This window comes from Burkholderia sp. GW821-FHT14F03 (assembly GCF_058803765.1).
This window is the reverse complement of the sequence record NZ_JBXAPG010000061.1, coordinates 13,436-37,554: the sequence shown is the minus strand read 5'-3', so window position 1 is coordinate 37,554 and position 24,119 is coordinate 13,436. Positions and strand designations below refer to the sequence as shown.

Sequence of the window (24,119 nt, the reverse complement as noted above, 5' to 3'; positions counted from 1 at the left end):
ACGTGACGGTGCTGTTGGTGGTGCTGAGGCCGGTCGAGAGCGAGCTGATGCCGGTCGACGTCGAGGTGGACAGCGAAACGATGCTGCTGTTGGCCGACGACAGGCCGGTCGACGTCGACGTCGAGAGCGACGTGACGGTGCTGTTGGTGGTGCTGAGGCCGGTCGAGAGCGAGCTGATGCCGGTCGACGTCGAGGTGGACAGCGAAACGATGCTGCTGTTGGCCGACGACAGGCCGGTCGACGTCGACGTCGAGAGCGACGTGACGGTGCTGTTGGTGGTGCTGAGGCCGGTCGAGAGCGAGCTGATGCCGGTCGACGTCGAGGTGGACAGCGAAGCGATGCTGCTGTTGGCCGACGAGAGGCCAGTCGACGTCGACGTCGAGAGCGACGTGACGGTGCTGTTGGTGGTGCTCAGGCCGGTCGAAAGCGAGCTGATGCCGGTCGACGTCGAGGTGGACAGCGAGGTGATCGCGCTGTTGGCCGACGAGAGGCCGGTCGACGTCGAAGTCGACAGCGACGTAACAGTTGAATTCGTCGTATACAACTGCGATCCGTTGATCGCGTCGGTACTGGTAGCGGAAATCGTTCCAGCGGCAAGATTCGTGATTTGCTTGCCGCTGGTGACAGTCACGCCATTCAACGAAATGCCTTGGGGGCCGTACAGGGTGATCGCACCAGCTGCGTTGTTTGCCGTAGACCCAATGATCATGTACGCCTGAGTACCGCTCAAGCCACCGTTGCCATTGTTATTCTCCGATAAGACAACCCCCGTGCCGCCATTGACGCAGGCCCCCTCTCCATTGATTCCGTTGACATTGTTATAGGTTACATTTCCGGTTCCGGATCCCGTAATTGCCGTTGCGGTAGTGTTGGTTCCAGTACAGCTTGCAATGTAACCAGCCCACGACAACGGTGCGGCACTGAGCAAGGCAAGCCCAACCACAGTTGGCCTCAAGATCAACCGAAGCATCGAAGTACGCTCTCCCGGCGCGCGCCGTGAGCGTGACGATTTCCCCTTAGCTGAATCGATTTCAGAAGCAGCCACCCATGCGCCGAGCGACTCATTCCAGATTGTCTTGTATGACTTATTCAAAATATATACCCCTATATAAGAACTATCGGCAGCGCGACCACAGGTGTCGGCTCAAGTCTTGCCGCAAGCAACAACGTTTTAAAGGCTGTACTTTTGCCGTGTGGCTTTCCAAGCCGGCATGGCGGCATAGCGATCAAGCTCACCTCCCCCCTTGCTACAAAGACGCATCATTCGTCACACGCGAAATAACATGTGAACCTGCAACTTACGGGCTTCAGAAAATTCAAATAAATAGAGGTATTTAAAAAATGGGAGCAGCCTTCCGCGTGCGGAATGAGATCGAGGATTTATCTTTAGTCGGATTCGATCGTGCGCTCGGCGGTCTCCATCTCTTTTATGATTCGATTGGATGATATTTATCGACGGATCGCGCAAAGAAAACTTTTGTCACGAAAATTTTTAAAAAATGTAAATTATGACAATCAGTTCAAATTGTCATCTCGCCCCATATATAAGTCATATCGATTGCCCTAATGATTTAAGACTCGACAAAGGCGCGCTTGCCGCAAACCTGGCGGATTTACCAGGGACAGCGTATTGGTGTGAAATAAGGGAGCGAAACCAGGAATTGCCATCGAAACAGTGCGCCTCAAGATGGGGGCTGCGCTGGATGGAAGAAGGATTGGTCAACGGGGCATCTGAATCGCGTCGGGCACGTCAGACTGGGGAGGACAATGAGAATCGCAGGACGCAGCTGACCGAAAGCCGTGCGGAACCCTATGCCCGACTCATCCTTGGCATCGAGGTTCGCCCGTGCCGAGGGGAATGTTTGATGGGTTATGAGGTGAAACGTACTTCGACGAATCTATTACCGTCATGCCTATAGGCAGGCGAGATTCCGGCCGATAACCGCGCCGCTGGCCAATGCGCGAGTAGAGCCCTTCTCTCGCAGCGATCGGCCTAACGAGGCTCTTCGATGCCTTTCCGAGACCATGTCACGCTGCGAACGCGGCCCGCCCGATCGGCGAATTGAATCAACCGGGGGGCGCTGATCCGACCCGATCAGAAATTATTTATTTCAAATTGCTTTCGATCCTTGTCGCGAATCCAGTCGGGTGCGCGCCCTGATCCCGACCACGTGGCGCCGCTGACCGGGTCGAAGTAGCGGACCCGTCGCTTGGTCGCGCGCCGGAGGATTTCCGCAGGGAAAATATCTTCCGGCAGGAAACTAAACTCTCGAATGCAATACTGAATTTCCTGCAGAATGGCCTCCGCCGCGATCCGGCGCTCTTCGGCAAACTGCGACTCCAGTTTAGATTTCTGCTCTAGGTATTGTCGATAGGATTCCATGCTGCATGCTCGCGGTTATCTGATTTCCGATGGCCAGAACAGGCAGACGCCGACATCTTGTACTTCATGCTCCCCGGTCACGGGACGCTTGCCCTGCCCTTCACGATGCCGCATGGCGCACCGGCAATCTGTACGACGAGAACATGACTTCCAACATGCCTCATCGTACGAGCAAGCTCGAACGACAAGAATGGTCAACATCAAACCCTTAAATTCATGGCAACAACCTTTAGACCACAGGCTATAGGCATGACCGTCGCCAATTGAAAACATTTGTCACATCGAGATGTACAGAATAAGAATATGGCTTTCATTCAGAAATGTTGACAAATCATGCCGTGAAAAGTGCGATTCTTCAGCGCGTACCACATGGTCAAATGATTTGAAATTATTTGAAACAATTTCCCGGCAAGAGCGGTTCATCTTGCCGGAGGAATGAATCGACACTTATGCAAACCAGTTTTTGCAAATCTGTGCAACCCGAAGGAAAGCGGTCGCAATGAGAATACTGTCCCTTGATGATGAGCCATCACAGGCACAACTTATCCGCGAGACGTTGATCACCGAAGGATTTGATGTACGGAGCGCTGTCGCCAGCGCCGAAGCCATACGTTTCCTCGAAACCGACATCTTCGATCTGGTCGTGCTTGACTGGAACCTGCCGGACATGTCCGGGCTGGAGGTGCTCGCCTGGATCCGCGCCCGGGTCGGCAGAGACCTTCCCGTGCTGTTCCTGACCAACCGGGTGCGCGAGGACCAGCTCGTCGTCGCGCTCGAGGCTGGCGCCGACGACTACATGGTCAAGCCGGTCCGGCGGAATGAGCTGGTTGCGCGAGTCCGCGCCCTGCTGCGACGCGCCTATCCCGTCACTTCGGCGCCCATGTCGCTCGAAGTGGGCCGTTATCGGCTCGATATTGCAGGCGGAACCGTGTTCCTGGACGGCGAGCCGATCAAGCTGACCTTCCGGGAGTTCGGCATTGCCGTCGCGTTATTCCAGAATTGCGGCCGCGTGATGCCGCGAGAGCGTTTGATCAAATCGATCTGGGGCCGCGACTCCGATCAGATATCACGCACGCTCGACACGCACATCTATCGCGTGCGCACCAAGCTCCACCTCGGCCCGCAAAACGGCGTCCGGCTCCGCGCTGTCTACAATCATGGATACCGGCTGGAGCTGCTCGATGCAAAGGAATCGGAGAGCGTCGAGTAGACCCTCCGCGGGCCCCCGCCGCCAGGCAGGTTGCATGAGCGATCCAGTCGCGGGAACGGAACGGGAGGCTAGCTGCAGCACACCAATGTGCTGCTTGGCGCGCTGATCGCGCCGAACGGTTCGCCGGACATCATCTATCGCGCCTGGTGCGCGGCGCGCTTCGGGCTGGTGATCTGAAAGCGCGGAAATCTGACGATTCGCCCTGCTTGGCCGAGGGCCGCCACATGGTCGATCCCGAGTCTCGCGAGCGCGTCGGTGCTAGACTTTCTGGATACTTGAATATCGACGTCGATACGTAGCAGTACCGCTCGCACGATCGCGAAAGCGTCATTGGGCTATGCGCCCCTATCGAACCCACGCATACGCACTCTCATTCATGTCCCTGTTCCTGACCGCATATGCCATGCATCAAGCCGGGCGTTTCCAGGAGGCTGCCGACGGCTATCTCCAGGTGCTCGCGCACGAACCTGAGCACGCCGATGCGCTGCATCTGCTCGGCCTGCTACGCTCCGACGCGGGCGATTTGGCCGGTGGCGAGGCATTGATGCGTCGGGCACTGGCGCAGAGCGAAGCCCCTGTCTATCTCGTCAACCTCGGCAATCTGCTCTTGAAGCAAGCCCGTCTCGAAGAGGCCGAAGCAATGTGCCGCCGCGCAGTCGAACTGGGGCCTTGCTACATGCGGGGGTACTACACCCTCGGTAACGTGTTGATGGAGCGTCAGCGCTTCGTCGAAGCGGAAGCGGCATTTCTGCGCGCACTCGAAATCGATCCCCACGCGACCGGCGTGATGAACAATCTCGGCACGATCTACGTGCGCGACAAACGGTTTTCCGACGCGGACGCGGTGTTTCGACGGGCGCTCGAAGTCGATCCGCACTTGGTGCACACGCACTACAACCTCGGCCTGCTGATGTTGCGCACCGATCGCCCTGATGAAGCAGAACCGGCCTTGCGCCAGGCACTCGTGATCGATCCCGCGCATGTCGACGCGCGCAACAATCTCGGTACGGCACTCAGACTGCTCGAGCGGCCAGCACAAGCCGAGGCGGCGTACCACGAAGTGCTCGGGTGCAGGCCGGATTTCGCCGATGCGCACTGGAACCTCGCGATCCTGCTGCTCGCCCAGGGGCGCTACGAGGAGGGTTGGCCGCACGGTGAGTTTCGTTACCGTGCGGGCAGAACGACGCGCGCCGATGCCTCGGTCCCGCAGCTCCACTACCCGCAATGGCAGGGGCAGGCGCTGATCGGCAAGTCGCTCGCAATCTGGCCTGAGCAGGGCTATGGCGACTACCTTCAGTTCGTGCGCTATGTGCCGCTGCTGAAGGCACGAGGTGTAAAGCATCTCACCTTGATTTGCCCGGAACCGCTCGCAGCGCTGCTCGCGACGGTCGATGGAGTGGACGAGGTCACGACGTCGCTCAAGCCTGCGCGCACCTACGACTACTGGTCGTTCTTCATGAGCCTGCCGCTGTATCTCGGTACGACGGTCGACACGATCCCCGCGTCGCTGCCATATCTGCGCGCACCACCGGCGCGACTCGAGCGTTGGCGCAACCGTTTGCCCGCCGAAGGCTTCAAGGTGGGGCTCGTCTGGCGAGGCTTCACGGGACATCAGAACGACGACGCCCGCTCGTTGCCGGGCCTTATGACGCTTGCGCCGTTATGGTCGGTGCCGGGCGTGCGTTTCATCAGCCTGCAGAAGGGCGCGGCAGAGGAAGAAGCCGCTCGCGCGCCTGCGCATCTGCCTGTCATGCCGGTCGGGCCGGACCTCGCGGACTTTGCGGACACGGCAGCCGTGATCGCCCAACTGGATCTGGTCATCACCGTCGATACCGCCGTCGCCCATCTGGCGGGTGCGCTCGGCAAATCGTGCTGGGTGCTGCTGTCGAAATACTGGACCGACTGGCGTTGGATGCAGTCGCGCAGCGATTCGCCGTGGTATCCGCAGGCGCTGCGTCTGTTTCGGCAGAGCCGTCCCGGCGACTGGGACGAGGTCGTGCGGCAGGTCGTCGCGGCGCTCGACAGCCGGGTCGCGCAGGCACAAGCGGGTTCTCGCAATGAGTCTGCATGATGCGTGTTCACACGCATCATGAACCGGAGCGGATGCCAGTCCGATCAATGGCCGCTGCCGCTCACGTCGCGGCCTTGTAGGCGGGCAGCTTGTCGCCCAGCCGCGCTCCCATCTCGGCGCCGAGCGCCTGCAGCGCATTCAGCGGGCGCACCATCACCTCGAATTCGGCGATCTTGCCGTGCGCGTCGAAGCGGATGAAATCGACGCCCTTGAGCTTGCGTTCGCCCACCCGTGCGCTGAATTCGAGAACGACGCTGAGCCCGTCGTCGCTCACCAGTTGGCGATGGTAGGCAAAATCCTCGAGCACGCGGATGACGGTATTCAATGCAAGTGTCAGCGCCGCGGCCGACTGGTAAGCCGAAAAAGCCATGGGCGAGCGAAACTCCGCGCCGGGGGCGACGATCGATGCCAACTCGCTCAAATCTTGCTGCTCGACCATCCGATGCCACAGATTCAGCGAATCGACCACGGCCGGATGAAGGTGTTTCGGTGGCTGCATGCTCCTCTCCCAGATAGGCCGCCCGTCAGCGGCGATTTTCATTTGATCGGATCAGGCGGGTCCATGCGTCGAGACGCGGGCGTCAAGCCGCACCCGGCTGTTCCATGCGCCGGGTCGCGAGCGAAATGCTCAACGCCAATCCCACCAGCACGATCGTCGCGCCGGCGAAAATCAACGTGGCCCGTTCGATGCCGACTTTTTGCACCGCCACGCCGAGTGCGATCACCGGCAGCGAAATGGCGACGTAGAGCACGACGAAGAACAGCGACGTCACTTCGGCGCGCCGGTCCGGCGGAGCAGCCGTGGCGATCTCGCTCAAGCCGGACCGCAGCGAAATGCCCTGCCCGATTCCGGCCAGCACGCTTCCGACCAGCAACGCGTCCAGCGAGCTTTCCCGCACGCTGAGCGCGATGGCCAGCAAGCCGCCGATCAGCCCGGCGCATCCGGCCAGCAAGCGCCAGCGCGCGGCGATCCGCGCCTGCGCGATCTGCCCGATGGTGGAGCACACGAACACGAGAAACACGATCGCGCCGATCAGCACGCCGTTGTGAAGATGCAGGGAGGCGCGGATCAGTTGCGGCGCGACCGCGGCGAAAAAGCCGACGACGGCAAATCCGGCGAAGCCGGCCATGGCCGCGGGAATGAAAACCGGTCGCACGGCATCGGGAAGCGAAAGGCGCTGCAGGCCGAGCTTCCTGCGCGCGGGCAAGCGTGCGGTCTCGGGCACCAGGCACACGCCCACCGCCGCGACACCTACGAGCAGCAGATGGGCTGCATACGGCAGGCGCATCGGCCACGGGAGCCATTCGACCAGCATGCCGCCGAGCAGCGGGCCGCAGCCCAGGCCGAGCATGTTGGAGGCAGTCGCCGCCAGGGTCGCATGCGTGCGCCACGCGGGCGGCGTCGCTTCGATCACCGCTACCGTGGCGGTGCCGGTGAAGAGCCCGGCGGACAGGCCCGACAGGAACCGCGCGAGCATCAGTGTCGACACGCCGTCGCTCAGCAGGAACACGACGGACGACAAGGCCGAGGCAAGCAGCCCGGCAAGCAGCATGCGCCGCCGTCCCAGTTGATCGGACCAGTTGCCGACCGTGAGTAGCGCGCCCAGCACGCCGGCCGCATACACGGCGTAGATCGTCGTGACGAGGGTGGGCGTCAGCCCATAATGGTGTTGATAGTGCCCGTAGATCGCGGTCGGCAACGTGGTTCCGCTCATGTTGATCGCGAACGCCGCGATCAACATCGCGAATGCGCCCGCCGGATGCCGGGCATGAAAAGTCGATGTCATCACTCTCTCGTCTATCGTCTATCGTGGAATGCGCATTCGAGGGACTGCGTGGCGAGCCGCGCCGGGTGACGCGCGATGACATGGCCGCACGCGCGCGGTCATGCCTCGATGATTTTCAGCAACGGATACGGCGCATCGTTATTCTGTTTCTGCGGTGCGCAATCGGGCGGGACGCGCGCGGGTGAATCGCCGCGCAAGCCGTCGCGTATCGCGTGGAGCGACAGCATGCCATATCGACTTCTTTCCGGATAGCGCATGCGCGTCGTTCACCCGTGCCGGGTGCGGCTGCCGGCACGGCCTCCGCGCCGTCCCGTCTTTAGAGCAAGCATTCGGGTTTATCGGACGAAGTGCGCATAGGCGTCGTTGCGCGCGACGTCGCGTCGCCGGTTGGCGGCGATATCGGCCTGATTCATGGGCGGCGACGGATACGTTTGCTTCATGTCCTGCGGCAGCCTGGCATCCAGAAATGCCTGATAAAGCTCCGCCCTCACTTGTTCCCGCGTGAGCGCGCTCTGCGTTTCCGCGAATGCGGAAGTCATCGCGCAAGCCATCACGCATATGGACAACACGGTATTGATACGCATCGCTTCCTCTCGTTCGCACGACGGTGCGCGCCGGTTTGCAAGCCGGCGCGCACCGCGACCTTGTTTCGCCCGCCCGCTCACCGATCGGTCGCCTGCTCCGCGACATCGGCCGCCAGGAGGGCCTTCACGTCCGGCGCCTCGACCAGCCAATCCGCTACCTTGGCGCGCTAGGCGCGGTGCGCGTCGATCGCGGCTTCGTCCCGACAGGTTTCGAACAGGTGAAATCCCGGTTGTCCGTCCGCCTGCCGGAACAGGTCGTAGCGAAGATTGCCCGGTTCGGCGCGGGTCGCCGTCACCATGCGCCGGAGTTCAGCCTCGACCGCGGCTGCATGTTCCGGCTTCGGGATCAGGCTGACGAAGAGATGGATGCGCATGGATGGGCTTCCTCACGCGGTGCGCCGGGCCTCAGGCGTCAGCCACCTTGATGACGAGCTTGCCGAAGTTCTCGCCTTCGAGCAGGCCGATCAAAGCGTGCGGCGCCTGTTCGAGGTCGTCGACGACATCCTCGCGCAGCGTGACCCTGCCGGCCTCCGCCCACTCGCCCATTTCCCGGAGAAATGCCGCGTAGCCGCTCGCGTAGTGGTCGAGGATGATGAAGCCCTGCATGCGGACCCGCTTCGCGAGCAGCACGCCCGCGAGCAACGGCAAACGGTCCGGCCCCGGCGGCAGCGCGCTGGCGTTGTAGTGCGCGATGAGGCCGCAAACCGGCACGCGCGCGCCGGCATTGAGCAAGGGCAGGACGGCGTCGAACACCGCGCCGCCAACGTTCTCGAAGTACACGTCGATGCCGTCGGGACACGCCTTCGCGAGTTGGTCGGCAAAATCCGGCGCGCGGCGGTCGATGCAGGCATCGAAGCCCAGTGTCTCGGTCACGTAGCGGCACTTGTCGGCGCCGCCCGCGATGCCGATCACCCGGCACCCTTTCAGCCGGGCGATCTGTCCGACCACGGAGCCCACGGCGCCGCTCGCGGCCGCGACGACCACGGTCTCGCCCGCTTTCGGCTCGCCGATATTCAACAAGCCGTGATACGCGGTGAACCCCGGCATGCCCAGCACGCCCAGCGCGTGCGACGGATGCGCGACGTCCCGGCCGAGCGGCATCAGGTCGGCGCCGTTCGACACGGCGTAATCCTGCCATCCGCTTGCGCCGAGCACGAGATCGCCGGCCGCGAACCGCGCGTGATTCGACGCGACGACCCGGCTGACGGTCCCGCCCACCATCACGTCGCCCAGCTCGACGGGCGGCGCATACGACGGCGCATCGCTCATGCGGCCGCGCATGTACGGATCGAGCGACAGATAGAGCGTGCGCAGCAGCACTTCGCCGTCGCGCGGCGTCGGCACCTCATGGGTTTCGAGACGGAAGTCGTGCGGCGTCGGCGCGCCGGACGGACGGGCGGCCAGTACGATGCGGCGGTTGATGGATTCGATTTGCGGCATACATGCCCTCTTCGATGAGACGATGGCTTGCGATGGGTTACAACGCGCCTTCCAGCACGCGTCGACTGACGTCGAGCGTGACATCCTTGTGCTCGCCCAGTTGCGTCATGCCGTGTTCGCCGAGCTGCGCGACGAGTTGGTCGATTGCCTCTGCACCAACGCCGTAATCGACCAGGCGCGTCTTCACGTCGAGGCGTTCGAAAAACGCGCGCGTCGCGTCGATCGCCGCATCGATGCGCGCGTCTTCCGTGCCGTCGGTGATGTTCCATACGCGCGCCGCGTACTGGAGCAGCTTCGCGCGCTTGCTGTCGCGCCGCACCTGCAGCATCGAGGGCAGCACGATCGCGAGCGTGCGCGCGTGATCGATGTCGTAGCGCGCGGTCAGCTCGTGGCCTACCATGTGCGTCGCCCAGTCCTGCGGCACGCCCGCGCCGATCAGGCCGTTCAGGGCGAGCGTCGCGACCCACATCAGGTTGGCCCGCACCGCATAGTCGTGCGGCTCGGCCAGCGCTTTCGGGCCGATCTCGATCAAGGTCTGCAGCAGGCCCTCCGCGAAGCGGTCCTGCGCGAGGCCGTCGGCGGGATAGGTCAGGTATTGCTCGACGATATGCGTGAACGCGTCGACGACGCCGTTCGCGATCTGCCGCGCCGGCAAGGTGTAGGTTTTGGTCGGATCGAGAATCGAGAACGCCGGGAACACGTGCTCGCTGCGAAACGCCAGTTTCGCGTGGGTCGCGCGGCGCGTGATCACGCCGCCGCTGTTCATTTCGGAGCCGGTCGCGGGTAGCGTCAGCACGCTGCCGAACGGCAGTGCGTCGCGCACGTTCGCGCCATGCGTTTCCAGGATCTGCCACGGTTCGCCATCGAACAGCGCAGCGGCGGCGACGAACTTCGTGCCGTCGATCACCGAGCCGCCGCCGACCGCGAGCAGGAACGCGATGCGCTTCGCCTTCACCTGCTCGACCGCCTTCATCAGCGTCTCGTAGGTCGGATTCGGCTCAATGCCGCCGAACGTTTCGACCTCGCGCGCACCGAGCGCGGCGCGCACTTCGTCCAGCGTGCCGGTCTTTTGCGCACTCGCGCCGCCGTACAGCACGAGAACGCGGGCGTCGCGAGGAATCAGTTCGTCGAGGCGGGCCACCGTGTTCTCGCCGAAGAGGATGCGCGTGGGGTTGTAGTAGCTGAAATTCTGCATCGTGCGTTCCGAGATATTAGACCAGTCGTCTAGTTTGGCGATCAAAAAAAGATACGCGTGAGCGTATCGAAGTACGTGTGTGTCCTACTGGCGGCGTTCTCGAGGGCGCCGGATTGGACGCCGACCGGCAAGCCGCCGCCCTGCTCTTTCCCTAGTGCCCGGGAAGTCGCAGCATCCGCCGGGTCGTCTTCATGGCGGTCTGCAATGCCGAGCCGTCGCGGCGCATCTTTTCCAGCAAGGTCGCGCCCAGCCACAGTTCGTAGAGCATCACGGCGGTTTCCCGTGGCTCGATGTCGACCGTGAGCGAACCGTCTTCGAGCGCGGCGGCCAGGCAGGCGGCAAGCCGATCGACAATACGGTCGGTGCCGCGCTTCAGCGCGACGCGCATGGCCTCGGACAGGTCGCACACTTCCGCGCCCAGCTTGACCGCGAGACATTTTCCTTCGGGATCCTTGCCCTCCTGCATCGCCTGCCAGGTGCTCCAGTAGCGCATGAAGCGCACCGCGGCGGGCTGGGCATCGGGTTTGAACAGGCGGTCGATATGCTCGATGTAATCGGCAAAGTACGATTCGAGAATGGCTTCGCCGAACGCCTCTTTCGAGCCGAAGTAGTGATAGAACGAGCCCTTCGGCACGCCCGCGGCGGCCAGGATCTCGTTCAGACCCACGCCCGAGAACCCCTTGCAGAGCATGATGGGCTTGGCGGTGTCGAGGATGTGTTGCCGCACGTCGGCGGCGGTGCTTGCGCTCATGCCGCGGATGATAGCATCGAATTAGACCGGTCGTCTAAATGAATGGGCGGGGTTTCGCTTCACCGGGTTCGCGGCGGGCTCGATTGCGAGGCCGCCGCTCCGGTCGTGACGCCCGGCGATGCCCGCATGCGCGCGGACAACCGACTCAGGCCGCGACTTCCGCGATCCGCGTGGGCGCGGTATCGACTGCCGTCTCGTTCAAGCGCCGGTATCGCGCGAGCGCCCACAGCGGGAAGTACGCGGTGTAGCCGTGGTACTTCAGATAGAAGATGCGCGGGAAGCCCGGCGCGTTGTGCGAACGATGCCACCAGAAACCGTCGTCCTGCTGCACGGACAGCAGATAGGCCACCCCGCGCCGCACCGATTCCGACTGGCCGTCGCCGAACGCCATCTGCGCGAGCAGCGCCCATGCGGTGCAGTTCGACGTGCTTTCGCCGCCGTTCGTGCCGGCGAGCGTCGGATCGCTATAGCTGTCGTTCGTCTCGCCCCAGCCGCCGTCGGCATGCTGCCGCGCGCGCAACCACGCGAGCGCGCGTGCGATGTACGGTTGCGACGGGGCCTCGCCCGCCAGCGCGAGCCCGGCCAGCACGCTCCAGGTGCCGTACAGGTAGTTCGTGCCCCAGCGTCCCCACCAGCTTCCGTCCGGCTGCTGCGTCCGCTTGATGTACGCGATGCAATCGCGGATCACCGCGCGGTCGCCCCGCTGCCCCACCACGCCCAGGCACAGCAGCACGCGGCCGGAGACGTCCTCGGTCGGCGGATCCAGCAGCGCGCCGTGATCGGCGAACGGGATCGCGTTCAGATAGAGCCGGTCGCAATCCGCATCGAACGCGGCGAAGCCGCCGTTGCGCGACTGCAGGCCACGGATCCAGTCGAGCGAGCGCGCCACGCGCGCGGCGTACGGATCCGTGCCCGTCACCCGTTGCTGCGCGCGGCCGCGCCGATGCAGCATCGCGGCCACGACAGCGGTGTCGTCGATGTCGGGGTAGTACGGATTCGCGTACTGGAACGCCCAGCCGCCGGGCGGCGTGTCGGGCTGCGCATTCTCGATCCAGTCGCCGTCCAGCCCATCGACCTGGCGCATCGCGAGCCAGTCGTATGCCCGCGTGATCCGCTGACGCGTCGCGCGCACCGCCTCGGGCGTATCCGTCACCACGCATGCCTGTTCGAGCGCCATCGTGCTCCACGCGGTATCCCACACGGGCGACAGGCAGGGTTGGCAGTACACGCTGCCGTCCGCACGCGTGACGAGCAGCTTTTGCAACGCCGCCTCGCAGTCGCGCCGCAGCGGATGATCGTCGGGATAGCCGAGCACCTGCATCATCTCGTATGCATAGACGATCGGCGGGAAGATCCCGCCGAGCCCGTCCTCGCCGTTCATCCGTTCCGCGCACCAGGTTTCGGCGTGGCGAATCGCGCGCGCGCGCAGGCGGCGCGGGATCAGCGGTTCGAGGTGGCGCACCACGCGGTCGAGCGCGAGGAAGGCGCGGCGCGCGCCCCCTGCCTTCGGAAAATAACTGCGCTCCTGGTCGGGCGGCGTCACGAACAGTTCGGCGACCGAAATGCCGCGCGGGTTGCGCGCGCGGGCCTTGAGCGAGCACAGCACGAGGAGCGGCACCATGGTCGTGCGCGCCCAGTAGGCGACCTTGTACATCGAGATCGGCACCCACTTCGGGAACAGCACGAATTCGATCGGCATGAACGGCGTGGCGCGCCACGGCACCTGGCCGAAGGTGGCGAGCAGGATCCGCGTGAACACATTCGACTTCGCCGCGCCGCCCAGGCCGAGGATCGTCTCTCTTGCACGCGCCATGTGCGGCGCGTCCTCGGCATCCCCCGCCGCCTTCAGCGCGAAATACGCCTTGACGCTGCATGACACGTCGGGCGCACCGTCGACGTACAGGGCCCACCCGCCGTGCGTGTCGAGCCGCTGCGTGGCGCGCAGGTAGCGCGCCATCTTCTCCTGCAACGCATCGTCGATCCTGTCCATGAAATGCATCATCAGGATGTATTCGGCGGTGATCGTCGCATCGGATTCCAGTTCGAAACACCAACTGCCATCGGCTTGCTGGCGGCGGACGAGCGCGTCGCGGCCGCGCACGATCGCGGCGTCGAGTGCGGGAAGCTGGGGGGAAAGGTGCGGATTCATGCGCGCATCATACCATCCGGACGGATTGTTTTATGTCGAGGCCTGGGTGCTAAGATGGCGCATGGCCAATACTCCCCGCGCCACCCGTCGCCCTCCCGCGGCCCGGGCCGCGCCGCAACCCGCTTCCCCTCCCTCGCCGCCGGCGTCCGGCAGCCGGCGCAAGAAGGCGCCCGCGCAGGTGCGCGCGAAACTGCTGCAGGCCGCGTCCGATCTCGCGCGCGAGCATGGCGCGCAGGCGGTCACGCTCGACGCGGTCGCCGAGCGCGCGGCGGTCAGCAAGGGCGGCCTGCAATACCACTTCCGCAGCAAGCAGGCCCTGCTCGACGCCTTGTTCGAACAGACCATCATCGGTTTCCAGCGGCGCGTCGCCGAGCGCGCGGCGGCGGATCCGATGCCGTCCGGCGCCCAGGCGCGGGCCTACCTGCACGTGAGCGTCGACGAAGAGGACCCGATCGCCGATGGCGATGTGCTGCGCGTGCTGGTCGCCTCGATGATGAGCGATCCCGACGTTCGCGCGCGCTGGTCGGCGCCGTTGCGCGATGGCCTGCAACCCGATCAGCTGCCGCTCGCGCAGGCCGCGATCGCGATGATCTGCCGCCTTGCGGCCGACGGCTTGTGGTTCGCCGACGTCCTCGGCTATCAGTCGATGTCGCGCGCGCTGCGCGACGAAGTCGTGCGCCAGCTGGATCAGATGACGCGCATGCCGCCGCCGGCCGCGCCCGATCCAGGCTGAGAACAGCAGGCCCGGTTTATTCGATGCCCGCAAAGACAGCGGGCCGAACCGCGTTTCGCGATCCGGCCCGCCGCCGCGCGCGACGTGCTTAGCGCGCGAAGTCGGGGGTGCTCTGGATGAACGTGTTCAGCTTGGCGATGTCGACGCTGCCGAAGCCCGTGACCGGATCCCAGCCCGCCTTCGCCTTATACCCATAGCCGCCGCTGCCGTTGTTGCCGGACGTGACGTCGTGCAGCACCGCGGCGTTCGACGGGAAGTACTCGTAGATGCTCGCCGCGGGGAAGCCGAGCGCATTGCCGTTCGCCGATTGCAGGCGCGCCCAGATGCCGGTGAAGATCGGCGCGGCGAGGCTCGTGCCGCCCTCGTTGTTCAGGTAGCCGGCGCCCCACAGCGTATCGGACGTCTTGCCGTTCAGCACCAGGATCGCGCCTGTCCGCAGGTCTGCGTCGAAGCCGATGTCCGGCAGCGCGCGGGTGGTCGAGCCGGTCAGGCTCGACGGCTGCCATGCCGGCGCGCGCTCGTACTTGCTGAAGCCTCCGCCTGTCGACCACACCGTCCCCGGCTCCCAGCTCGGGTCGTTCCAGACGATCTCGCTGTTGTACGCGTTGTTCGACGTGTTGGTGAACAGCGTCGTGCCGCCGACCGCGATCACGTACGGCGACGTCGCGGGTTCGCTGACGGTGTAGGTCGACCGGGACGGGGCGCCACCCGCGCACTCGTACGCGCCGTGGTCGCCCGCCGACACCGAGAAGGTCTGCCCCTGGGCCACCGCCTGCTTGAAGATCGTGTTGTCCGTCGCCTGTGATCCTGCGCTGTGCGCGGAGGCCTCGCATACGCCGAGCGATACGTTGATCACCTTCGCGACGTTGTCGGTCACCGCCTTGTTGTACGCCGCGGTGATCGCCGCCAGCGACATCGACGGCGCGTCGTAGAACACGATCTGCTGCACGCTGCCGCCCGCCGCGCCGACGATCGACTGGCTGTCGAGATTCCACTCGGTGGTCCATTTCGTGTCGGTATACGAACTGCCGGACGAGCCGGTCTTCACGACCGAGGTGCTGATCGTGCCGAGCGCATTGTTCGCGGCGAAGGTGCCGAGGTCCGCGAGGGTCTGCGTGAGATCGCCTTCGGTGATGATCCCGACCGTCGTCTGCGCGGCGCTCGGCGTGCTCGCGCCGCCGTAGATCGACGAGAATTCGACCGGATTGTGCGGCACCGCGGACGCGCCGGCCGGAATCGTCAGGTTGCTCGTATTGCCTTGTGGCTTGCTGGTCGCGCCGGTATGCATGACTTCCACGTTCTGCAGGCCGAGCACCGCGCTCACCACCCCGCCGATCGCGTTCGGCACCTGGGCGGCGTCGGTGTTCGCATAGACGCTGCGGCCGTCCTTGTTGAAGCGCTTGAGCGAGGTCCGGAACGCCGACTTGACGGTGGCGGCCGTACCCGAGGCGGACACGAGCAGCCGGTTCGGCGCGACGACGACATTGACGAAGCCGGCCTTGCGCAGGTGCGCGACGACGGCGGCCACCTGTTGCTCGGTCGGCGCATAGCGCGCCGCGAACTGCTCGGGTGTCAGGTATTGACGGTACCGGGGCGACCCGGGCGTGTGCAGGTCGTGCAGGAAGGTGTCGAGTTGGCCCTCGTCGCGCAGGTTCAGGCCGAGCACGACGTCGATCGATTCGCCGGGCGCCAGCTCGACCGCGGCGGCCGCCGCGCTTGCCGCGGCGCCGCCAGCCGCCCTGCTGTTCTGGTTGATTTGGACCAGCGGCAGGAAGCCCTTGGTGCGGGTTTCCGTCCAGCCGGCATCGGCCGCATGCGCGCTCGACGTGCCAAAGGCCGCCGTCGCGGCGGCCGCGAGCGCGAGGATCGATAGGTGCCTGTGTGTCTTGTTCGAAATACGTTTCATCTGAATTACCCTCTCGGTTAATGATCACATGTCACGAACGACGTCTTGCCCGGATGCGTATCGACGCACTCCGTTGCCGCGCGGCGCCCTTCACTTCCCCTCACGTTCGCCGCGCTTGCCTCGTCGGCCGGCACGCCTGCCGGCCGGGTGGGTTGCCACCATATTGATTCGCAGTCCTTTGTTTATAAAATCAGAATGCGCGATACCTCCGCCACGATGAAAAATGGCGGATCCCGAAAAATCGATGCGTTATCCTACATATTGAGAAAACGGCTCGCGCGCAAAGATGGCCCCTGCGCGAACGAAGTGCCTCGAAGATTGCTGTTCTGCAGCACAACAGGCCGTCTCGACCGGTGTGCGGCAAGTGGCCCTACAAAAAAGAAAGGCAGCTGTTTGAATACTGATTGCTTTGTTTGCAATCCGTCAGATTGCATGCGGCCAACAATATCAAGAACAAAATCCGGTCGTCAAACTTTTTTTGATGGAATCTAATTAATTTAAATAGCCATGGAAGAAAGCAAATAGTAATAATAAAATGCTTTTGTAATATTCGGGCGCCGTTAGGCAATCGAGGACCGTGCGCATAGATCCCTGCCCTGTTGGCAAGAATGCGTCGGTCATGCAGGACTATCGAGGAAAGGGCACTTCGAGGGCCGCTTCGAACGAGCGGCCGCGTGGCGGATGCTGGGCCCGGCGGCGCTCGCTTACCGCGCGCGCGGGTTCGTTGACTTGCTTCATATGTCGAACGTATGGCACCGCTTCAGTTCGATCCAGATCATGCCTTCACGCAAGCCCGCGACCATCGCGTCGCGTTCGCTCGCGAAGGTCTCGGCGTGTTGGAATTCACGTTTGAACATCGTGTCCTGGAGCCGGTGCGCGACCCGGATCCAGCAAGCGAAGCGGCCGTCGTCGCGACGCGATGTCGCCACGTCGACTTCCCAGTCGCCGTCATGAATTTCGCCATGCATCGTCATCACCCGCTCCCGTCGGCATCGGCCGCGGCGCACCGGCCGCCGCCGACATCCTGTCGACCTATGCGGCGCGTTCGCCGCGCACCATCAGCACCGGGCACGCCGAGACGCGCAGGAAGCGCTCTGCGACACTGCCCAGCACCGCCCGCTTCACTCCGCGCCGGCCGTGCGTGCCGAGCACCACGAGATCCGCGTCGAGTTCCTGCGCACCGCGTGCGATGCGTTCGGCGATTTCCTCGTCGAGCAGATCGGTTTCGAGCAGCAGGCCTTCTCCCGCGACGCCGGCCTCGCGCATCGCGCGCTCGGCCTCGCCGAGCACCCGGACACCCTCGTCGCGGGATGCCGCGAGCAACGCATCCGGATCGAAGTGGCTCGCATAGCTGAACAATGCCGAGCGATCGACGATATAGACCGCATCCAGCCGGCCGCCCGTCGCGACCGCGAGCCGGATCGCCTCGCGCAGTCCCCGCTGCGCCACTTCGCTCCCGTCGAGCGCCACCATGATTTTCTTGTACATGACATTCCCTCATCCGTATGAACATGCGCGCGGCATGCAGGTAAGCAACCGGTCGCGCACAGTGTTCATCATCAAGGGTTCCGCCGCCGCGGCGTTGATGCCCGTCAATGGCCGTGCGGCGCCGCTTACGAAGTCAGCGCGATCCGGCCGTCGACCGAGCCGCTGCGCAGCGCGGCGAACGCCTCGTTGATGCGGTCGAACCGCTCATGGTGGATGCGCGCGCGCACCTTGCCTTCGGCGGCGAAGTCGAGCGACGCCTGCAGGTCGCGCCGCGTGCCGACGATCAAGCCGCGCACGGTGATGCCGTTCAGCACGGTGGAGAAGATCGGCAGCGGAAACCCGCCGGGCGGCAAGCCGTTCAGCGCGACGGTTCCGCCGCGCCGCACCATGCCGCGCGCCTGGGCGAATGCGCCGCGCGACACCGCCGTCACCAGTACGCCGAGCGCCCGGCGAATCGCCTCGGCGGGATCTTCGCGCGCGGCATCGACGACCAGTTCGGCGCCCAGCTGCCGAGCGAGTTCGCGCTTCTCCGGGGCGACATCGACGGCGGCCACGTGCAGTCCCATCGCCACCGCGTATTGCATCGCAACATGCCCGAGCCCGCCGATCCCGGAAATGGCGAGCCATTGCCCGGGCCGGGTGTCCGTGACGCGGTGCCTTTGCAGACGGTCACGCCGGCGCACAGGATCGGCGCGATCTCGTCGAGGCCGACCATATCGGGCAGCCGTCCCACGTAGTCGGGGTCGGCCAGCACGTATTCCGCATAATTGCCGTTGACCGAATAGCCGGTGTTCTGCTGCGCGTGGCACAGCGTTTCCCAGCCGGTCTGGCAGTATTCGCGGTGCCCGCAGACCGTGTACAGCCACGGCACGCCGACCCGGTCGCCCCCCTTCAGATGCCGCACGCCCGCGCCCTCGTGGCCCGGGATGAACGGCAGCGTCGGCTTGACGGGCCAATCGCCGTCGGCCGCATGCAGATCGGTATGGCAGACGCCGGACGCCTTGATGTTGACGAGGATCTGGCCGGGGCCGGGCGTGGGCACCGGCACCGCTTCGATCCGCACCGGTTCGCCGAATGCATGCACCACCGCCGCCTGCATGTACTGCCCATGTGTCGCCCCAGTCAGTCGAGGATGGGGCCCAGTATCCGCGTGTCGATGCTTGATGCGCATCAAGCGCGGCAGCGCGCGCACGGGTGCCGCGGATCGACGCTTCAGCGGCTGTGCTTCGGTTCGAACGGCGGCAGGCGGCTGGTCGATTTCAGCTCGCGCATCGACACGGTGCTCAGCAGTTCCTTGACGCCCGGCAGCGCGCGCAGCCGATTCAGCAGGAAGCTCGAGAATGAATCGAAGTCCTGAGCGAGGATCTGCAGCAGGTAGTCGTGCTGGCCGGTCGTGTTGTGGCAGGCGACCACTTCCGGCATCGCCATCACGCCGGCCTCGAACGCACGGCAGGTCTTCTCGGTATGATTGTCGAGCGAGATATTGACGAACGCGACCACCCCGAAGCCCAGCGCGCGGCGATCGAGATTCGCCTGATAGCCCGTGATCACGCCTTCGGTCTCGAGCCGTCGCAGGCGCTTCCAACACGGCGACGCCGACAGCGACACGCGTTCCGCCAGCTCGGCGTTGCTCAAGCGCCCTTCCTGCTGCAGGATTGACATTATCTTCAAATCTGTTTCGTCCAGTTGCATCCGCTGCGTCTTTCCTTTTATGAAATTTTTTCAAGATAGAAGATTCTGCTGAATGATGGCCGATTCGGGAATCAAATGGAAAGACTATTTTTCGCTCGGCTCTCTACACTGAGCGACTTCGCCGCCGGCCCGACGCTGCGTGGGCCGGCCTGATCTTCCGACCGAGGAGCCCCAACATGACGAACTATCACAAGAAGGACATCAACGGCCATCCGCTGCATCCTGAAACGCAGATGATGTCGTACGGCTTCGACCCGTTCCTGTCCGAGGGCGCGGTCAAGCCGCCGGTCTTCCTGACCTCGACGTTCGCATTCCGCTCGGCCGAGGACGGCGCCGATTTCTTCGATGTCGTGTCCGGTCGCAAAGCCCTGCCGCAAGGCGAGGCCGCGGGGCTCGTCTACAGCCGCTTCAACCATCCGAACCTCGAGATCGTCGAGGACCGCCTCGCGCTGCTCGACGGCACCGAAGCCGCAGTCGTCACGTCGAGCGGGATGTCGGCGATCAGCGCGGTGTTCCTCGCGTTCCTGCGTCCGGGCGACCAGCTCGTGCAATCGGTGCCCCTGTACGGCGGCACCGAGACCCTGATCGGCAAGATCTTCAAGGAATGGGGCGTGACCGCGCATCCGATCGAGAACAGCCTGTCGCCGGCAGCGATCGGCGCGGCGCTCGAAGCGGCGGCCAAGCAAGGCCCGGTGCGGATCTGCTATGTCGAGACGCCGGCCAACCCGACCAACTCGCTGATCGATCTCGACGGCCTGCGCCGCGAACTCGACGCGTTCGAGGCGCGCCACGGCTATCGCCCGATCTCGGTGTGCGACAACACGATGCTCGGGCCGATCTTCCAGAAGCCGGGCGAGCACGGCGTCGACCTGTCTGTCTACTCGCTCACCAAGTACGTCGGCGGCCACAGCGACCTCGTCGCGGGCGGCGTGACGGGCCGCAAGGACCTGATCGGCAAGATCCGCCTGATCCGCAGCGCGTTCGGCTCGCAGCTCGATCCGCATTCGTCGTGGATGCTGATCCGCTCGATGGAAACGGTCGTGCTGCGCATGAAGCAGGCCGAACGTACGGCGCGCAAGGTCGCCCAGTGGTTCACGACGAATCCGCATCAGAAGGTGGCCGTCTATCATCCGGAATTCATCGAGGACGACGCGTACCGCGCAGCCTATGCGCGCCAGTGCACCGGCGCGGGCTCGACCTTCGCGTTCGTGCTCGACGGCGGCCGCGCCGACGCGTTCCGCTTCATCAATGCGCTGCACCTGTTCAAGTCGGCGGTGAGCCTCGGCGGCACCGAATCGCTGATCTGCCATCCGGCATCGACCACCCACTCGGGCGTGCCGGAAGCCTCGCGCAAGGCGGCGGGCGTGTCCGAGGGCCTGATCCGGATCTCGATCGGCCTCGAACACGAGGATGACCTGATCGCCGATCTGGACAATGCATTCCGCCACATGATCGCCGGCGCAACGCGCTGACGCTGCCACGCCGCGCGGGCGGACCACCATCCGCGCGGCGCTTGTCCCGCTCTCCCGCCTGCCGTCACGCCCCCGCGGCGCATGACGCCCCTGCCGGAAACCGGCCTCGCCGACAACGTATCGGCCTCCTGACGAATCCTGATGAATACCACGGCGCGCTCCACGCCGAACCACGACCGGACGCGCAACGCGGTTGACAAATACAAAGCGCTTTCTATAACAGGAATTGCCTTGGGCCCCCTCGCCGACCGGCGACGCGACCCTCGCTCCGCTCGTGCGCGACGCGGGCGTGGTTGCGCCCAATGCGCATAACAAGCCAGACAGGAGACTTCCATGTCATCCCCATCCCGTCTCACTGGCCGTCACCTCAGCTATGCGATGGCCACGGGGCTGGCCGTGTTCGCGGCCGCGATGCCCGGCGTCGCGCAGACCCTGCCGAACGGTGACAGCCAATCGATCCAGCACGATTCGGAGAAGGCGCGCGAGCTGAAGGAGCCGTCGTTCCAGACCCGCGAGGAACGCCTAGCCGCGCAGCCGCTGGACTGGAACAAGACCATCGGCAAGCCCACCCCGCGCACGCTCACGGCCAAGGAACGCAAGGCGCTGCAAAACGCGCGGCGCGGCGCCTCGGCAGGCGGCGGCCCCGACCCGAAAGCGGAAGAAGAAGCACGCAGGCTCCATCCGGACGACTGGAAATAAGACGTTGCGTCGGCCGGATCTCGTCGTCAAGCAAGGAGACAATCATGGTCACCAGGCTCAATGCGTCCGTGTTTGCGCGCTGGCTCGCCGCCGCCGCGTTCTGTGCGGGCCTCTGCGCGGGGCCCGCGCATGCGCAGACCGCCGCGATCGGCAAGCTGTTCACGAGCGAGGGCACCTGCTCCGCCTCGGTGGTCAGCGGCAAGAACATCATCGTCACCGCCGCCCACTGCTGCTGGGACCGCTCGAAGAACGGCTGGATCGGCGGCTGGTCGTTCGCGCCGGGCTACAACAACGGCAAGGCGCCCTATGGAACGTTCAACTGGTCGGACGCGCGCGTGCCGAACTCGTGGATCAATAACGGCGACATCCCATCCGACGTCTGCCTGATCCGGCTCCAGAACGATTCGGCGGGCCATCCGATCACCTACTACACGGGCTGGCTCGGACGCTCCTGGAACTACCCGCCGTCGCAGCCGATGCACGCGTTCGGCTATCCGGGCAACATCGGCAACGCGAACAGCCTCGAGCACTGCGAATCGCAAAGTTCGGCGCAGCCGGGCAGCTGCGGTTCGGGCGTGCTGAACATGGCCTGCAACATGACCTACGGATCGAGCGGCGGCCCGTGGATCCGCGACTACGGCACTGGCAATCACGTCGACGCGACCGTCCACGGCTACATCAGCCAGTCGTGCACGGGCACCTTCGGCCAGGTCTTCAACGGCCCGCAATTCACGAGCAACAACATCGTGATGCTCTGCAACGCGGAAGGCTGCTGAACCGCGTGCCCGCGCGCGCCGCACCCCGGCCCCGCGCGGGCCGTCACACCACCGGCGGATCCCCGAGCCAGCGCCGCGCGCCGGGGCCGTTGCGCCCCGCCCGGTCGTCCGGGTTCGACAGCTTGCAGCGCTTGAGCGACAGGCAGCCGCAACCGATGCAGTGATCAAGCTCGATATTGAGCCGCTGCAGTTCCTCGATCTTGTCGTTCACCCGCTTCTTCCACTCGCGCGACAGCCGCTGCCAGTCCTTGTTGCTCGGCAGCGTGCAGGCCGGCAGGCTCGCCAGCTGCGTGGCGATCTCGTCGAGCGAATAGCCGATCCGCTGCGCGAACACGATGAAGGCGACGAGCCGCAACGTCGAACGCGGGTAGTGGCGGCGCGTCGAGCCGCGCCTGACCGAGCTGATCAGCCCGCGCGATTCATAGAAGCGCAAGGCTGAGGCATTGACCCCGCTGCGCGCGACCACCTCGCTGATCGACAGCATCGGGTCATTACTCTCACCAGTGGAACGCATTTTTTTGCCTCCGGGTACTTTACTTAAAGTTAACTTCAATTTGTAGACTGTGCGCCCAGTCTAATCCATGACGATGCCCAATGCACCTGATCTCCTTGCGCGCGACGCCGCGCTGGGTCGCCGTCGGCGCCCTTCTGCTGGCCGCCGCCGGCTGCCATGACCAACCCAAGGATCCCGCCCCGCCGCCGCCCGAGGTCGGCGTCGCGCGCGTCGCGCCCCGGTCCGTCGCGCTCGTCGACGGCTTCAACGGCCGCGTCGAGGCGGTCGACGCCGTGGATTTGCGGCCACGCGTGAGCGGCTACCTGCAGCGGGTCGCCTACCGCGAAGGCGATCGGGTCGCGCAAGGGACGGTACTGTTCCTGATCGATCCCCGCCCTTACCGGATCGCGCTCGAACGCGCGCAGGCCCAGCTCGAACGCGCCCGCGCCGCCGCGCGCCTCGCGCAGATCCAGTTGCAGCGCGCGCAGACCCTGATCGGCGCGAAGGCGATTTCCCAGGAAGAACTCGACACCGCCCGTTCCACCGACGCCCAGGCCGGCGCGGACCTGCACGCGGCGCAAGCCGCGGTCGACGACGCGAAGCTGAACCTCGGCTTCACCGAGGTCCGCGCGCCGATCACCGGCCGGGCCGGCCGGGCGCTCGCGACCACCGGCAACCTCGCGCGCGCCGACGAGACGCTGCTGACCACGGTCGTGTCGCAGGACCCGGTCTACGTCTACTTCGACTGCGACGAACAAAGCTACCTGCGCTACAACGCGCAGCGCGCGAACCCGGGCGGGCCGGCGCTGGCCGCGAACCCGGTGCGGATCGGGCTCGCGAACGAAACCGGCTTCCCGCACGCGGGCACGGTCGACTTCCTCGACAACCGCGTCGATCCGGCCACGGGCACGATCCGCGCGCGGGTGCGTCTCGCCAATCCCGACGGGCGCTTCACGCCGGGCCTCTACGCGCGCGTGCAGCTGTCGAGCGCGCAGGATCCGGAGGCGCTGCTGGTGGACGGCCGCGCGATCCTGACCGACCAGGATCGCAAGTACGTGTACGTGGTCGGCCCGAACAATCAGGCCCTGCGCCGCGATGTCACGCTCGGCCGGCAGATCGGCGACGAGCGGATCGTCCGCACCGGGTTGCGCGCGGGCGACACGGTGATCGTCGAGGGCCTGCAGAAGATCTACTACCCGGGCGCGCCGGTGCATCCCAAGGCGCTGCCCGCGCGGCCCGAGGCGAGCGCCGCCGCGTCATCCGCCACCGCGCAGTAACGAGCACACCGTC

Annotated in this window: 23 protein-coding genes and 1 pseudogene; 7 read left to right on the top strand and 17 right to left on the bottom strand. The window is 64.9% G+C overall.

Annotated features, from left to right (window positions below; genetic code table 11):
* On the bottom strand, nt 1-1,093 hold a 1,093-nt coding region (locus AC1RQF_RS29580), incomplete at its 3' end, for an ESPR domain-containing protein (protein WP_492873624.1).
* A gap of 1,002 nt (nt 1,094-2,095) precedes the next feature.
* Nucleotides 2,096-2,383 (bottom strand): H-NS histone family protein, encoded by a 288-nt coding sequence (locus AC1RQF_RS29575; RefSeq protein ID WP_273995990.1) that lies wholly within the window; start codon nt 2,381-2,383, stop codon nt 2,096-2,098.
* 499 nt (nt 2,384-2,882) lie between these two features.
* Between AC1RQF_RS29575 and AC1RQF_RS29570 the strand changes: the two genes are divergently transcribed.
* Entirely contained in the window at nt 2,883-3,593 is a 711-nt protein-coding gene (locus tag AC1RQF_RS29570; RefSeq protein WP_273995991.1) for a response regulator transcription factor, read from the top strand.
* Between the two features lie 376 nt (nt 3,594-3,969).
* Entirely contained in the window at nt 3,970-5,664 is a 1,695-nt protein-coding gene (locus tag AC1RQF_RS29565) for a tetratricopeptide repeat protein (RefSeq protein WP_492873622.1), read from the top strand.
* A gap of 61 nt (nt 5,665-5,725) precedes the next feature.
* Here the strand turns inward: AC1RQF_RS29565 and AC1RQF_RS29560 are convergent, their stop codons facing one another.
* The 9 genes from AC1RQF_RS29560 to shc form a co-directional block, all read right to left on the bottom strand.
* Nucleotides 5,726-6,163: a nuclear transport factor 2 family protein gene (locus AC1RQF_RS29560; protein WP_492873620.1), complete on the bottom strand. Its 438-nt coding sequence runs from the start codon at nt 6,161-6,163 to the stop codon at nt 5,726-5,728.
* An 82-nt stretch (nt 6,164-6,245) separates the two neighbouring features.
* Nucleotides 6,246-7,406, bottom strand: a complete 1,161-nt coding sequence (locus tag AC1RQF_RS29555; RefSeq protein WP_273998347.1) for an MFS transporter — start codon at nt 7,404-7,406, stop codon at nt 6,246-6,248.
* A gap of 143 nt (nt 7,407-7,549) precedes the next feature.
* Nucleotides 7,550-7,678 (bottom strand): hypothetical protein, encoded by a 129-nt coding sequence (locus AC1RQF_RS29550; protein WP_273995994.1) that lies wholly within the window; start codon nt 7,676-7,678, stop codon nt 7,550-7,552.
* Between the two features lie 108 nt (nt 7,679-7,786).
* Nucleotides 7,787-8,035 (bottom strand): DUF4148 domain-containing protein, encoded by a 249-nt coding sequence (locus tag AC1RQF_RS29545; protein ID WP_273995995.1) that lies wholly within the window; start codon nt 8,033-8,035, stop codon nt 7,787-7,789.
* 167 nt (nt 8,036-8,202) lie between these two features.
* Nucleotides 8,203-8,409 carry a putative quinol monooxygenase gene (locus AC1RQF_RS29540; protein ID WP_443111430.1) on the bottom strand — a complete coding sequence of 69 codons (207 nt, stop codon included), beginning with the start codon at nt 8,407-8,409 and terminating at the stop codon, nt 8,203-8,205.
* A 31-nt stretch (nt 8,410-8,440) separates the two neighbouring features.
* Nucleotides 8,441-9,475 carry an NADPH-dependent curcumin/dihydrocurcumin reductase gene (gene curA, locus AC1RQF_RS29535; protein WP_492873617.1) on the bottom strand — a complete coding sequence of 345 codons (1,035 nt, stop codon included), beginning with the start codon at nt 9,473-9,475 and terminating at the stop codon, nt 8,441-8,443.
* Between the two features lie 37 nt (nt 9,476-9,512).
* The gene (locus AC1RQF_RS29530) at nt 9,513-10,670 is read right to left on the bottom strand and encodes an iron-containing alcohol dehydrogenase (RefSeq protein ID WP_492873616.1); all 1,158 of its coding nucleotides are present in this window, start codon (nt 10,668-10,670) and stop codon (nt 9,513-9,515) included.
* Between the two features lie 151 nt (nt 10,671-10,821).
* Nucleotides 10,822-11,421, bottom strand: coding sequence for a TetR/AcrR family transcriptional regulator (locus AC1RQF_RS29525; RefSeq protein ID WP_492873614.1), 600 nt, complete (start codon nt 11,419-11,421; stop codon nt 10,822-10,824).
* 145 nt (nt 11,422-11,566) lie between these two features.
* The gene (shc, locus tag AC1RQF_RS29520; protein WP_492873612.1) at nt 11,567-13,570 is read right to left on the bottom strand and encodes a squalene--hopene cyclase; all 2,004 of its coding nucleotides are present in this window, start codon (nt 13,568-13,570) and stop codon (nt 11,567-11,569) included.
* Between the two features lie 61 nt (nt 13,571-13,631).
* On the opposite strand from shc, the gene AC1RQF_RS29515 reads away from it, so the two are divergent.
* Complete coding sequence (locus AC1RQF_RS29515; RefSeq protein ID WP_273996000.1) at nt 13,632-14,303, top strand: TetR/AcrR family transcriptional regulator; 672 nt, start codon at nt 13,632-13,634, stop codon at nt 14,301-14,303.
* Nucleotides 14,304-14,391: 88 nt separating this feature from the next.
* Here AC1RQF_RS29515 and AC1RQF_RS29510 read toward each other — a convergent pair whose 3' ends face one another.
* From AC1RQF_RS29510 to AC1RQF_RS29490, 5 genes and pseudogenes are all read right to left on the bottom strand, one after another.
* The gene (locus AC1RQF_RS29510; RefSeq protein ID WP_492873610.1) at nt 14,392-16,209 is read right to left on the bottom strand and encodes a S53 family peptidase; all 1,818 of its coding nucleotides are present in this window, start codon (nt 16,207-16,209) and stop codon (nt 14,392-14,394) included.
* Between the two features lie 734 nt (nt 16,210-16,943).
* Entirely contained in the window at nt 16,944-17,183 is a 240-nt protein-coding gene (locus AC1RQF_RS29505; protein ID WP_273996002.1) for a hypothetical protein, read from the bottom strand.
* A gap of 58 nt (nt 17,184-17,241) precedes the next feature.
* Entirely contained in the window at nt 17,242-17,697 is a 456-nt protein-coding gene (locus AC1RQF_RS29500; RefSeq protein ID WP_273996003.1) for a universal stress protein, read from the bottom strand.
* Between the two features lie 125 nt (nt 17,698-17,822).
* Nucleotides 17,823-18,796, bottom strand: a pseudogene (locus AC1RQF_RS29495) (zinc-dependent alcohol dehydrogenase).
* A 113-nt stretch (nt 18,797-18,909) separates the two neighbouring features.
* On the bottom strand, nt 18,910-19,389 hold the full coding sequence (locus AC1RQF_RS29490) for an Lrp/AsnC family transcriptional regulator (protein WP_273996004.1): 480 nt from the start codon (nt 19,387-19,389) through the stop codon (nt 18,910-18,912).
* Between the two features lie 176 nt (nt 19,390-19,565).
* On the opposite strand from AC1RQF_RS29490, the gene AC1RQF_RS29485 reads away from it, so the two are divergent.
* From AC1RQF_RS29485 to AC1RQF_RS29475, 3 genes are all read left to right on the top strand, one after another.
* Complete coding sequence (locus tag AC1RQF_RS29485; protein WP_273996006.1) at nt 19,566-20,861, top strand: cystathionine gamma-synthase family protein; 1,296 nt, start codon at nt 19,566-19,568, stop codon at nt 20,859-20,861.
* 333 nt (nt 20,862-21,194) lie between these two features.
* Nucleotides 21,195-21,560 carry a hypothetical protein gene (locus AC1RQF_RS29480; RefSeq protein WP_273996008.1) on the top strand — a complete coding sequence of 122 codons (366 nt, stop codon included), beginning with the start codon at nt 21,195-21,197 and terminating at the stop codon, nt 21,558-21,560.
* A 44-nt stretch (nt 21,561-21,604) separates the two neighbouring features.
* Nucleotides 21,605-22,336, top strand: coding sequence for a trypsin-like serine peptidase (locus tag AC1RQF_RS29475; RefSeq protein WP_492873606.1), 732 nt, complete (start codon nt 21,605-21,607; stop codon nt 22,334-22,336).
* A 43-nt stretch (nt 22,337-22,379) separates the two neighbouring features.
* Here AC1RQF_RS29475 and soxR read toward each other — a convergent pair whose 3' ends face one another.
* Nucleotides 22,380-22,850 (bottom strand): redox-sensitive transcriptional activator SoxR, encoded by a 471-nt coding sequence (gene soxR, locus AC1RQF_RS29470; protein WP_273996012.1) that lies wholly within the window; start codon nt 22,848-22,850, stop codon nt 22,380-22,382.
* An 89-nt stretch (nt 22,851-22,939) separates the two neighbouring features.
* On the opposite strand from soxR, the gene AC1RQF_RS29465 reads away from it, so the two are divergent.
* Nucleotides 22,940-24,106: an efflux RND transporter periplasmic adaptor subunit gene (locus AC1RQF_RS29465; RefSeq protein WP_443111507.1), complete on the top strand. Its 1,167-nt coding sequence runs from the start codon at nt 22,940-22,942 to the stop codon at nt 24,104-24,106.
* Nucleotides 24,107-24,119 lie beyond the last annotated feature (13 nt).